Here is a 12,380-nt window from a genome sequence, read left to right on the forward strand (position 1 = left end):
ACCGGTCGCCCGCCACTAAAGGCTGTCGGGGCGCAGGATCAACACCGCCAGGGGTGGCAGGTTGAGCACCAGGGACAGGGCCTGTCCATGGCTGCCCTGTTCTTCACTGAAGGCTTCGCCGCCATTGCCATAGTTGGAACCGGCATAGAGTTGCGAATCGCTGTTGAGCAGCTCGCTCCAGCGTCCCGCCAGCGGCACGCCGACGCGGTACGCCTGGCGCGGTACCGGGGTGAAGTTGGCCACCACCAGCAAGGGCTCGCCGGCCTTGCTCCAGCGCAACCAGGCATAGACGCTGTTGATCGCATCGTCGCCGATCAGCCACTGAAAACCCTGGGGCGCGTGGTCCTGATCATGCAGCGCGGGGTACTGGCGATACAGCCGGTTGAGATCGCCCACCAATTGCTGGACGCCCCGGTGCTCGGGGTATTGCAGCAGGTACCAGTCCAGTTGCTGGTCGTGGTTCCACTCGCGCCACTGGCCGAACTCGCAGCCCATGAACAGCAGTTTCTTGCCCGGATGGGTCCACATGAAGCTCAGGTACGCCCGCAGGTTGGCGAATTTCTGCCAGCGGTCGCCGGGCATCTTGTCGATCAGCGAATGCTTGCCGTGCACCACCTCGTCGTGGGAGATCGGCAGGATGAAGCGCTCGGACCAGGCGTACACCAGGCCGAAGCTCAGTTCGTTGTGGTGATGGGCGCGGTACACCGGGTCCTGCTGGATGTAATGCAGGGAGTCGTGCATCCAGCCCATGTTCCATTTGTAGGCAAAGCCCAAGCCGCCCTGGTCGGTGCGCTGGCTGACCCCGGGCCAGGCGGTGGATTCCTCGGCGATCACCAGGGCTCCCGGCGCTTCCAGGGCCACCACCTCGTTGAGGTGGCGCAGGAAGTCGATGGCTTCCAGATTCTCGCGACCGCCGTGGCGGTTCGGCACCCATTCACCGGCCTTGCGTGAATAGTCGCGATAGAGCATCGACGCCACTGCATCCACCCGCAGGCCGTCGACATGGAAATGCTTGAGCCAGTGCAATGCCGAAGCCAGCATGAAGCCATGCACCTCGGTCCGCCCGAGGTTGTAGATCAGGGTGTCCCAGTCCTGGTGAAAGCCCTCCAGGGGGTTGCCGTACTCATACAGCGCGGTGCCGTCGAACTGCGCCAGGCCATGGGTGTCGGTGGGGAAATGCGCCGGTACCCAGTCGAGGATGACGCCGATATCCGCCTGGTGGCAGGCATCGACAAAGGCGGCAAAATCCTGGGGCGAGCCATAGCGGGCACTGGGGGCGAACTGTGACAGCGGCTGATAACCCCAGGAACCGCCGAAGGGGTGCTCCATGATCGGCATCAGCTCGATATGGGTGAAGCCCAGGTCCTTGACGTAGGGGATCAGGCGTTCGGCCAGCTCGGCCCAACTGTACTGGCGGGCCACCTCCCCCAGGTCATCCACTTCGCACTGCCAGGAGCCGGCGTGCAACTCGTAGATGGACAGGGGCGCATCGGTTCGCTGATGTTCACCCCTGGCCTGCATCCATGACTGGTCCTGCCAGTGGAAATTCAGCGGCTCGGCGACCCTGGACGCGGTGTCCGGCGGCAACTGGGTGGCCAGGGCCATGGGGTCGGCCTTGAGCGGCAGGATGCCCTGGGGCCCGAGAATCTCGTACTTGTAGGCTTCTCCAGGCTGCAGGCGCGGAACGAACAGCTCCCAGACTCCGGAGGGGTGCCGCAGGCGCATGGGGTGGCGACGCCCGTCCCAGATATTGAAGTCGCCCACCACCGAGACCCGCCGGGCGTTCGGCGCCCAGACCGCAAAGCGCACCCCCGGGACGCCGTCCACGGTGATTGCCTGCGCTCCCAGGCAGGAGCCGAGGTCACGATGATTGCCTTCGGCGAACAGATACAGATCCATCTCCCCCAGCAGCGGGCCAAAGCTGTAGGGGTCTTCACTGACCTGCTCGCCACCGGCCCACTGCACCCGCAGCAGATAGGCCCGGCTCTCGCTGAAATGCCCGACAAACAGCCCGGGTACTGCGGCGGCCTGAAGGCTGCCGAGTACGTTTTGCTGGTCCCGGTCCAGTACCTGCACACTCAGGGCTCCGGGCAGAAAGGCCCGGATGAACTGCCCGTCGGCACCGTCGCCGTGGGGCCCGAGCACAGCGAACGGATCACGATGCTCCGCGCGCACCAGGGCATCGATGGTCTTGGCCGAAGGGAGCAATGCCGGTTGGTGCTTTCCCTGTTCCTTGTTCGAGAAACTCATGACTGCTCTCCACCACGCTCAAGATCGGAAAAGGGTTCCAGTTCAGACAACAGCCCGACCAGGCCGTGCAAGGGCACGGGCAGCCAGCTGGGCCGGTTTTCCGCTTCATAGGCCAGCTCATAGGCGGCCTTCTCCAGACTGAACAGGGCCAGGGCGGCATCCGCGGCCCCCGGGTCCTGCCATTCATGGGCAAGATTAGCCGTCGCCAGCCGATACGCCTGGACAAAGGCTTGCCGCGCCTCCTGCAGATAACGACGGACCACCCGTTGCCGGGCCTGCACGGCCATCTGCGCGCCCTCCATCGCCGGTGCCTCCAGGGCCATGGCCGCGGCGTAGTCGAAGGAGCGCAAGACCCCGCTGACATCCTTGTACGGGCTGTGCTTGCCCCGGCGTTCTGCCAGGGGCCGCGCCGGCTCGCCCTCGAAGTCGATCAGGTAGGCATCGCCCTTGATCACCAGCACCTGCCCCAGGTGCAGGTCGCCATGCACCCGGATGCGCAGCCCACCCAGCAACTGGCTGGCCAGTTGCTGGATGTGACCGAGAATTTTCGTCTTGTGCTGCAACAATCGGCTCACCCGCTTCTGATCGCCAGGACTCAGCTCGCCCTGACGCTGCTGGAGCAACTGCAACCCCCGTTCCACTTGCTCCGCTACCTGACGATTCCAGGCCTGGGTGTCCTTGAGGGTGCTCACTTGCGGGGCAAAGTCCGGGGGGTTGCCGGGGGCCGCCAGCAACAGGTGCATTTCTCCCAGGCGCTGCCCCAGCAGGCCGGCGAAATCCTCGAGTTCCCCCAGGGCGTTGTAATGCTGTTCCTGCTCGGACATGGCATCCGCCCACTCATCGCGGATGGCCCGTTCCAGGTTGTTCTGGGTCCACTCCCAGGCATCCCCCTGATTGCTCAGGTAGCCCTGGGCGATCATCAACAGATGCTCCTCGCCCTGGTCATCGCGGCGCACCACCGAGCCCAGCAAGGGCGAGATATGGCGGAACCCGGCCTGGGTGAGGAAGGCGCCCATTTCCAGTTCCGGGTGAATGCCTCCTTCCACCTTGCGAATCAGCTTGAGCACCAGGCTGCCACCCACTACCACCGAGCTGTTGGACTGTTCCGCCGAGAGGTAGCGCACCTCGGATTCGCCGGTCAGCCCCAACTCGGCCAGTGGCTCGGTGCCGTCGAAGCGGATCTGCCCGGCAGCGCTGTCCAGTCGGGTCTGCGCCTGCAGGGCCAGCAGCACGCTGCGCACGAAACCGTCGAGGGCGAAGGCGTCGGTGATCAGCCCGACCTGGCGTCCGCGACGCACCCGGGCCATGGCCAGTTGCTGAGGCAAGGCACTGCCGAGCTGCTCTTCGGCGAGCAGGCCGAAGGGCAGTTGATAGCGCTGGCTCTGCCCGTCGCTGGTGACCTCGATCTCGCTGAGCAGCACGGGATGCTGGGGGTCGCCAAAACCTGCACCGTAGGCAATCTGTACCTGCTCGATGGCGCTGTCCTTGCCGGCGAACCAGCGGCGCTTGGGCAGCCAGTGGGGCAAGACGTTGTGCTCCAGCGTGGTGCGCGAGGGCGCTTCGAGCAATTCTTCGAGGCGTTTTTTCAGCACCAGGGTGGTGAAGTCCGGCAGGCTCTGGGCCGGTTCCACATGCCAACTGGGCATCTGGTTTTCCGCCGCCAGGACAAACCAGTAGAAGCCGTAAGGCGCCAGGGTCAGGAGGAAATGCAACTGGCCGATGGGGGGAAAGGCATTTCCGCCGAGCATCTCCACCGGCACCATGCCGGCGAAGGCCGACAGGTCCAGTTCCGCCGCCTGGGCGCTGCGCGAGACGTTGGCCACGCAGAGGATGATCTCCTGCTTGCCGTCAGGCCCGGTGTATTCCCGGGTATAGGCCAGAATCCGCCGGTTGCTCGGCGACAGCATCTTCAGCGTGCCCCGGCCAAAGGCCTTGGACTGCTTGCGCACCGCCAGCATGCGCCGGGTCCAGTTGAGCAGGGAATGGGGGTCGCCGGACTGGGTTTCGACGTTGACCGACTGATAGCCATACAGCGGGTCCATGATCGGCGGCAGCACCAGGCTCGCCGGGTCCGCGCGGGAAAAGCCGCCGTTACGGTCGATGGACCATTGCATCGGCGTGCGCACACCGTCGCGGTCACCCAGGTAGATGTTGTCGCCCATGCCGATCTCGTCGCCGTAATACAGGGTCGGGGTGCCGGGCATCGACAGCAGCAGGCTGTTGAGCAATTCGATGCGGCGCCGGTCTCGTTCCATCAGCGGCGCCAGGCGCCGACGAATCCCCAGATTGATCCGCGCCCGACGGTCGGCGGCGTAGTAGTTCCACAGGTAGTCGCGCTCCTTGTCGGTGACCATTTCCAGGGTCAGTTCATCGTGGTTGCGCAGAAAGATCGCCCATTGGCAGTTGGCCGGAATCTCCGGGGTCTGGCGCAGGATATCGGTGATGGGGAACCGGTCTTCCTGGGCCAAGGCCATGTACATGCGCGGCATCAACGGGAAGTGGAAGGCCATGTGGCATTCGTCGCCGTCGTTGCCATTGGTTGATTGACCAAAGTACAGCTGGGTGTCTTCCGGCCACTGGTTGGCCTCGGCCAGGAGCATGCGGTCCGGGTAGTGGGCGTCGATCTCGGCGCGAATCTGCTTGAGCACGTCGTGGGTCTCGGGCAGGTTCTCGTTGTGGGTGCCATCGCGCTCGATCAGGTAGGGAATGGCGTCCAGGCGCAGGCCGTCGATGCCCATGTCCAGCCAATAGCGCATCACCGAGAGCACCGCCTTCATCACCTGGGGGTTGTCGAAGTTGAGGTCCGGCTGGTGGGAATAAAAGCGGTGCCAGAAGTACTGGCCGGCCACCGGGTCCCAGGTCCAGTTGGACGTTTCGGTATCCAGGAAAATGATCCGCGTACCGGCGTACTTCTGATCGTCGTCGGACCACACGTAGAAGTTGCGCGCCGCCGAACCGGGCCTTGCCTTGCGCGCCCGCTGGAACCAGGGGTGCTGGTCCGAGGTGTGATTGATCACCAGTTCGGTGATCACCCGAAGCTCGCGCTTGTGGGCCTCGGCGATAAAGCGCCGGGCGTCGGCCAGGGTTCCGAAGTCGGGGCTGACTCCGCGGTACTCGGCGATGTCGTAGCCGTCGTCACGCCGTGGCGAGGGGTAGAACGGCAACAGCCAGATGGTGTTGACCCCCAGGTCCTTGATGTAGTCGAGCTTGGCGATCAGCCCGGGAAAGTCGCCGATTCCGTCGTTGTTGGAATCGAAATAGGACTTCACATGCACCTGATAGATCACCGCGTCCTTGTACCAGAGCGGGTCCTTGATAAAGGTCGCTGAGCGGGGTTTCTTGGCCATCTCGGACTCCTGAAAAGATGAATGGGCGCCGACGCACCTGCCGATGCGCCACGACAACCGTAGGAGCTGGCTTGCCAGCGAAGGCGTCAGCCAGCCCGGCGCAAGGCTCATGGGCCTCTTCGCCGGCAAGCCGGCTCCTACAGGGGACTGATGCGCCAGATGCCGAAGGGCTGCGCCGGTTCCAGGCGCATGAATTGGGTCTTGCCGTACCAGGTCCAGCGATGACCGTTCATGAGGTCCTCTCCCTGGGTGGCGGCGGCGTCAGCCAGCCCCAGCTCCCACAGCGGCAGTTCGAAGTGCGCCTCCTGGGCATTGAAAGGATCGAGGCTGACCGCCACCAGGACGAAGTTGCCGCCCTCGGCGCTGCGTTTGCCGAAGTACAGGATCTGATCGTTCCAGGCGTTGTACAGCTTGAGCCCCAGGTGACTGTGCAGCGCCGGGTTCTGCCGGCGGATGCGGTTGAGCTGGGCGATCTCGGCAATGATGTTGCCGGCTGCGTTGAAATCCCGGGGCCGGATCTCGTACTTCTCCGAATCCAGGTACTCCTCCTTGCCCGGCACCGGTGCCGATTCGCACAGTTCAAACCCGGAGTACATGCCCCACAGCCCCGAACCCATGCTGGCCAGCACCGCGCGGATAAGGAATCCCGGACGCCCCGAGTCATGCAGAAACGCCGGATTGATGTCCGGGGTGTTGACGAAGAAGTTGGGCCGGAAGCAGTCGCGCCACGGCGGCTGATTGAGTTCGGCGAAGTAGCTGGCCAGCTCGCTCTTGGTGTTGCGCCAGGTGAAGTAGGTGTAGCTCTGGGTGTAACCGACCTTGCCCAGGCGCGCCATCATCGCCGGGGTGGTGAAGGCCTCGGCGAGGAAGATCACCTCCGGGTACTGGCGGCGCACGTCGCCAATCAGCCATTGCCAGAACGGCAGCGGCTTGGTGTGGGGGTTGTCCACGCGAAAGGTCTTGACCCCCTCCTCGACCCAGCCGATGACGATGTCCCGCAGTTCCAGCCACAGGCCGGGTATGGCATCGGCGGCATAGAAGTCGACGTTGACGATGTCCTGGTACTTCTTCGGTGGGTTCTCGGCGTACTTGATGGTGCCGTCCGAGCGCCAGTTGAACCAACCCGGGTGCTGCTTGAGCCAGGGATGGTCCTGGGAACACTGGATGGCGAAATCCAGGGCGATCTCCAGGCCGTGGTCGGCAGCGGCAGCCACCAACCGGCGGAAGTCATCCAGGCTGCCCAACTGTGGATGGATCGCCTCGTGACCGCCCTCCTCGCCGCCGATCGCATAGGGACTGCCGAGGTCGTCCGGGCCCGCCGTCAACGCGTTGTTGCGCCCCTTGCGGTGGCTGCGGCCAATGGGATGGATCGGCGGGAAATACAGCACATCGAAGCCCATGTCATGGATCATCGACAGCCGCGAGTGGACGTCGTTGAAGGTGCCATGGCGGGACGGATGGTCGGTGATCGAGCGGGGAAACAGCTCGTACCAGCTGGCGAACTGCGCCTGCACCCGCTCCACATCCAGTGGGTATTCGGGGCTCAGGCTCAGATAGGGCCGGTGATCGGCCTCGGCCATCAGCCGGGCACTGGAATCCCTGAGAAACAGGGCGACCTGTTCGGTCTCCAGCAAGCCGGCAAGCTGTTGCTGCAGCGCCAGCAACCGCTCGCGCAACGGCCCTTCGCTGCGCTCGGCGGCTTGCTGCACCTGGTTGCGTCCCTCTTGCAGCTCCAGGCTCACCGGCACCCCGGCCAGGTGTTTTTTCTCCAGCTCGTAACAGAAACTGGCGAATTGATCGATCCAGGCTTCGATACAAAAGCGATAGCGGCCCACGGTTGGCACGGGAAAGTGCCCCAGCCAGCCATCGTTGCCCTGGTCCTCAAGGGCCTGGCTGTCCCAGGCCTCCTGCTGCTCGTCGCGCCAGCGTACCCGCACGGCCAGCTTGTCGTGGCCGTCGGCGAACACCTTGCACGTCACCTCGATCTCCTGGCCGGCCACCGCCTTGACCGCGAACTGCCCACCATCGAGCACCGGGCGGGTGTTCTCGATGGCAATGCGCGGCAGCAACAAGGCCTGAGACAAGGGCACCTGCGCCTGGTATTGCTGTTCGGTCGGTTTTTCTGCAGTCATTGAGCATCACCCCTTTAACGCGCCATGGACGCTCTGGTTGGAGGGCGGTCAACGCCCCGATGAATCAATGCACCTAGTTTCCGAGCCACAGGCATCGGCGAAAGTTCACCGCGATTGGCGGCGAAATCGACGGGAATCAATTCCGCGCTCCCAGGGTCCACCGAAGGAGCCCGTGCATCGACAAGCACAAAGGAGGCCACAGCGATGAACATCCCGATCCCGGCAGAAACTCCCGATCCGAACATCGACCAACCGACCCTGCCCCCCAGCGAGCCGCAACCGGTTCCCGAGCAGGAACCTCCGGAAACCACCCCGCCGCCCAAGGGCGACCCGCCCAGCACCATGCCGCCCGTGGTGGTCAAGCATAGATAAGCGTCTGCGCTAACACCGTAGGAGCCGGTGCGCCGGGGAAAGCGCCTGTCAGATCGCCGCCCTCGTGCCGCGACCGTTCGCCGGCAAGCAGGCTCCTGCACGCGGACTCCTGCGCAAGCAGGCCCGCAACGGCCACCGTTGATCGCCGCTGCCGAACCCCGGCCAGGCCCCGCAGCCTAATCTGTATGCCCATTGCCAAGAGGTACGCATCATGAGCCTGCGCATCGAAAACCAGACCTGCTACATCGACACTGACACCCTCCACCAACACCTGCCCGCCAGTGCTCTGACCGTCATCACCGACGGTGCCAAATCCATGTCGGCCGTGGACCTGGCGGGAGAACGCATCTACATCACCGAAGCAGAAGCCGATGCTTTGACCGTAGCAGGCGCCACCGACGGTCGGCGCCATCTGAAGGCCACCGACGGTGATTCGGTGATTTGACTGATCTGGATCAGGGCTCGCCGCGAAGGCCTGTGCCAGAGGCCCCTGCGGCCTTCCCTGGTGGCGCTTGAGGGGGTGCAGCAAGTTGTCGCAGGGGCACCGTAAAAGCTCATCTGATACGGTTTTTTATCAAATAGCTGAGTCTGTTATGCAAACAGATCCATGGTCATAGTTGCCGGGCCTGATGGAGGCTGATGAGCGAACGACCATGAGCGAAAGAATCCCCGTCCGATTAGTAGAGAACTTCGAACCTTCACAACCCAAACAGATGAAGACGAAGACCACCGACAAACACGTTTACACCCGTAGCTTCAGCGGTTTGTTCCGCACCCTGCGCATGACCGGCGCGGGCTTCCTGTTCCTGCTGTTCTTCGGCACCGTCTGGTTGAACTGGGGCGGCCGTCAGGCGGTGCTCTGGGACCTGGCGCAAAGCAAGTTCCACATCTTTGGCGCGACCTTCTGGCCCCAGGACTTCATCCTCCTCTCGGCGCTGCTGATCATCTGTGCCTTCGGCCTGTTCGCCATCACGGTGTTCGCCGGCCGGGTCTGGTGCGGCTACACCTGCCCGCAAAGTTCGTGGACCTGGCTGTTCATGTGGTGCGAAAAGGTCACCGAGGGTGAGCGCAACCAGCGAATCAAGCTACAAGCCGCGCCCTGGGGGCTGAACAAGCTGGTCCGCCGGGCGATGAAACACACCTTGTGGCTGGGCATCAGCCTGCTCACCGGCCTGACCTTCGTCGGCTACTTCACCCCAATCCGCCCCCTGGCCCAGGAGCTGCTGACCCTGCAGATCGGTGGCCTGAGCCTGTTCTGGGTGCTGTTCTTCGCCGCGGCCACCTACATCAACGCCGGCTGGCTGCGCGAGGCGGTGTGCATGCACATGTGCCCCTATGCACGCTTCCAGAGCGTGATGTTCGACAAGGACACCCTGACCATCTCCTACAACCCGGTGCGCGGTGAAAGCCGCGGCCCGCGCAAGCGCGATGTGAAGCCTGCCGACGTCGGCCTGGGCGACTGCATCGACTGCCAGGTGTGCGTGCAGGTGTGCCCTACCGGTATCGACATTCGCGACGGCCTGCAGATGGAATGCATCGGCTGCGCTGCCTGCATCGACGCCTGCGACTCGATCATGGACAAGATGGGCTATGCCCGGGGCCTGATCGCCTACACCTCGGAACACCAACTGCAAGGGGGCAAGACTCACCTGCTGCGGCCGCGCCTGGTGGGCTACAGCGCAGTGCTGCTGGTGATGATCGGCGCCCTGGCGCTGGCCCTGGTACAACGGCCGATGGTGTCCCTGGACGTGAGCAAGGACCGTGGTCTGTTCCGCGAAAACGCCCTGGGGCAGATCGAGAACATCTACAGCCTGAAGATCATCAACAAGACCCAGGAACGCCAGAACTACCGCCTGGCCCTGGTGGATGGCGATGGCTTCGAACTGCAGGGCAAGACCGAACTGAGCCTGGCCCCAGGAGAAATCACCGACCTGCCGGTCTCGGTGGCCATGACCCAGGATCGTGCCCAAAGCAGCTCCCAGGCCATCAGCTTCAAGGTCGCCGACAGCGATGAGCCAAGCGTCTACGCCATCGCCAAGAGCCGTTTTGTTGCGCCGATGAACCGCTGAGCCACTAGAATGCCGTGGCCAGGGAGCCTGCTGCCGTCCCTGAGCCACGGGAACTCTGTACTCGACGCCGCCATGGGCCCATCCATGGTCGTCGAGCCTTCCCTTGCGAATCTGAACACCTAGACCCGATGACCAGACTGGATCTTGCACCGCAGATGAAACGCTACGAAAAATTCGCCGACGACATCGCCGAACTGATCCGCTCCGGAGTCCTGGGCCCCGGCCAGCGCGTGCCTTCGGTGCGCTACGCCAGCCAGACCTATGGGGTCAGCCCGTCAACGGTGTTTCAGGCCTACTACCTGCTGGAGCGTCGCGGCCTGATCCGTGCCCGCCCGCGCTCCGGCTACTTCGTCAATGCTCACGCACCGAGCCCGTTCTCCGAGCCGGTGATCAGCAGCGAAGTCAACGAATCCACCGAAGTCGATGTCAGCGAACTAGTGTTCTCGGTGCTCGACTCGATCAAGGACCCGAGCACCGTGCCCTTCGGCTCGGCTTTCCCCAGCCCGACCCTGTTCCCCCTGCAACGCCTGTCCCGCTCCCTGGCCAGCGCCAGCCGCGAGATGGACCCGCGGGTGGTGGTCACCGACATGTCCCCAGGCAACCCGCAACTGCGCCGCCAGATCGCCCTGCGCTACATGGTGGCCGGGCTGATGCTGCCCATGGAGGAACTGCTGATCACCAACGGCGCCCTGGAGGCCCTGAACCTTTGCCTGCAGGCCGTGACCGAGCCCGGCGATCTGGTGGCCATCGAAGCCCCGGCCTTCTATGCCAGCCTGCAAGTGCTGGAACGGCTCAAGCTCAAGGCGGTGGAAATTCCCGTGCACCCGCGGGACGGCATCGACCTCGGAGTCCTGGCCCAGACCCTGGAGCGGCACCCGATCAAGGCCTGCTGGTGCATGACCAACTTCCAGAACCCCATGGGCGCGAGCATGCCCGAGGCCAAGAAGCAGGAGCTGGTGGAGCTGCTGCGCCAGCATCAAGTGCCGCTGATCGAAGACGACGTCTACGCCGAGCTGTACTACGGCCAGCAAGCGCCAAAACCGGCCAAGGCCTTCGACACCGAGGGCCTGGTGATGCACTGCGGCTCGTTCGCCAAGAGCCTGGCCCCGGGCTACCGCATCGGCTGGGTCGCCGCCGGGCGTTACGCGCAGAAAATCGAGCGCCTGAAACTGATGACCTCGCTGTGCGCCTCGATGCCGGCCCAGGCGGCGATTGCCGACTACCTGCAGCACGGCGGCTACGACCGCCATCTGCGCAAACTGCGCTATGCCCTGGAAGAACAGCAGAGCGCCATGCTGGCAGCGATTGCCCGCTATTTCCCGGCGCAGACCCGAGTCAGCCAGCCGGCGGGCGGCTATTTCCTGTGGCTGGAACTGCCACCGCAGATGGACTCACTGAAATTGTTCCAGATGGCCCTGGCCCAAGGCATCAGCATCGCCCCAGGGCCGATCTTTTCCCCGACCCAGCGCTTTCGCAACTGCATCCGCCTGAACTACGGCAGCCCGTGGAACGAAGCGGCGGAACAGGCCATGGAAACCCTGGGCCGCATCATCCGCTCCTTCTGAGCACAACCGCCCCACCAGCCCGCGCATTTGCGGCTGGCTTACCAGCGAAAGCGCCCGCAAGCCCTGCTCCGCCCGGGCCGACGTCTTCGCTGGCAAGCCAGCTCCTACAGCAGTCAGATACACCGTGCAGTTCTCCGTAGGAGCCGGCTTGCCGGCGAAGAGGCCTGTAAGTCATGCAGCGCCTGGGGCGACGCCTTCGCTGGCAAGCCAGCTCCTACAGCAGTCAGATACACCGTGTAGCTCCCCGTAGGAGCCGGCTTGCCGGCGAAGAGGCCCGTGAGACATGCAGCGCCTGGGCCGACGCCTTCGCTGGCAAGCCAGCTCCTACATGGGGCGCTACACACCGCGCCAGCTTCAGGCCGGCCGCAAGGCCGCCGTCGCGCTCTTGATTTTGATCTTGATCTGAGCGCCCCGTTAACCACGATGGCCGAACGCAGGCATTGATCCGTGGGTAACCCGGCAGGGATGCCGGGTTAGCCGCCACCCGGCCAGGGATGGCCGGTGGCGGCGGCCCACGGATCAATGCCGGAGTGAGGGCATGCCTCGCTATGCGAGGCACCGAGTGGAGGGGCAAAGCCCTTTGGTTACTTTGGGGCCCCAAAGTGACTCGCCGTAAGGGCGAAACCGCCACCCGCCCCACCCGCA

General features: G+C 64.2%; 7 protein-coding genes. 4 read left to right on the top strand and 3 right to left on the bottom strand.

Annotation, left to right across the window (positions count from 1 at the left end):
- Nucleotides 1-15: 15 nt before the first annotated feature.
- The 3 genes from glgB to ACSSVC_RS20255 all read right to left on the bottom strand — a co-directional run bounded on the left by glgB (nucleotide 16) and on the right by ACSSVC_RS20255 (nucleotide 7,729).
- A complete protein-coding gene (gene glgB / locus ACSSVC_RS20245; protein ID WP_346634304.1) occupies nucleotides 16-2,250 on the bottom strand; it encodes a 1,4-alpha-glucan branching protein GlgB in 2,235 nt (744 codons plus the stop codon).
- Nucleotides 2,247-5,597, bottom strand: coding sequence for a maltose alpha-D-glucosyltransferase (gene treS, locus ACSSVC_RS20250; protein WP_346634303.1), 3,351 nt, complete (start codon nucleotides 5,595-5,597; stop codon nucleotides 2,247-2,249). The genes glgB and treS overlap by 4 nt, the downstream gene beginning before the upstream one ends.
- A 137-nt stretch (nucleotides 5,598-5,734) precedes the next feature.
- A complete protein-coding gene (locus ACSSVC_RS20255; RefSeq protein WP_492611253.1) occupies nucleotides 5,735-7,729 on the bottom strand; it encodes an alpha-1,4-glucan--maltose-1-phosphate maltosyltransferase in 1,995 nt (664 codons plus the stop codon).
- A 204-nt stretch (nucleotides 7,730-7,933) separates the two neighbouring features.
- Between ACSSVC_RS20255 and ACSSVC_RS20260 the strand changes: the two genes are divergently transcribed.
- The 4 genes from ACSSVC_RS20260 to mapR all read left to right on the top strand — a co-directional run bounded on the left by ACSSVC_RS20260 (nucleotide 7,934) and on the right by mapR (nucleotide 11,735).
- Nucleotides 7,934-8,101, top strand: coding sequence for a hypothetical protein (locus ACSSVC_RS20260; protein ID WP_346634301.1), 168 nt, complete (start codon nucleotides 7,934-7,936; stop codon nucleotides 8,099-8,101).
- Nucleotides 8,102-8,312: 211 nt separating this feature from the next.
- Nucleotides 8,313-8,546: a DUF3203 family protein gene (locus tag ACSSVC_RS20265; RefSeq protein WP_346634300.1), complete on the top strand. Its 234-nt coding sequence runs from the start codon at nucleotides 8,313-8,315 to the stop codon at nucleotides 8,544-8,546.
- Nucleotides 8,547-8,754: 208 nt separating this feature from the next.
- Entirely contained in the window at nucleotides 8,755-10,170 is a 1,416-nt protein-coding gene (ccoG, locus tag ACSSVC_RS20270; RefSeq protein ID WP_346634299.1) for a cytochrome c oxidase accessory protein CcoG, read from the top strand.
- A 155-nt stretch (nucleotides 10,171-10,325) separates the two neighbouring features.
- The gene (mapR, locus tag ACSSVC_RS20275) at nucleotides 10,326-11,735 is read left to right on the top strand and encodes a GntR family transcriptional regulator MpaR (protein WP_053151441.1); all 1,410 of its coding nucleotides are present in this window, start codon (nucleotides 10,326-10,328) and stop codon (nucleotides 11,733-11,735) included.
- Nucleotides 11,736-12,380: the final 645 nt, after the last annotated feature.

It is taken from the genome of Pseudomonas sp. E1BtOHC1 (genome assembly GCF_058744285.1).

Excerpts from the sequence above, each read along its gene's own strand:
- ACSSVC_RS20260 (WP_346634301.1), top strand. The coding sequence starts at position 7,934 with ATGAACATCCCGATCCCGGCAGAAACTCCCGATCCGAACATCGACCAA.
- mapR (WP_053151441.1), top strand. The coding sequence starts at position 10,326 with ATGAAACGCTACGAAAAATTCGCCGACGACATCGCCGAACTGATCCGC.
- glgB (WP_346634304.1), bottom strand. The coding sequence starts at position 2,250 with ATGAGTTTCTCGAACAAGGAACAGGGAAAGCACCAACCGGCATTGCTC.
- ccoG (WP_346634299.1), top strand. The coding sequence starts at position 8,755 with ATGAGCGAAAGAATCCCCGTCCGATTAGTAGAGAACTTCGAACCTTCA.
- treS (WP_346634303.1), bottom strand. The coding sequence starts at position 5,597 with ATGGCCAAGAAACCCCGCTCAGCGACCTTTATCAAGGACCCGCTCTGG.
- ACSSVC_RS20255 (WP_492611253.1), bottom strand. The coding sequence starts at position 7,729 with ATGACTGCAGAAAAACCGACCGAACAGCAATACCAGGCGCAGGTGCCC.
- ACSSVC_RS20265 (WP_346634300.1), top strand. The coding sequence starts at position 8,313 with ATGAGCCTGCGCATCGAAAACCAGACCTGCTACATCGACACTGACACC.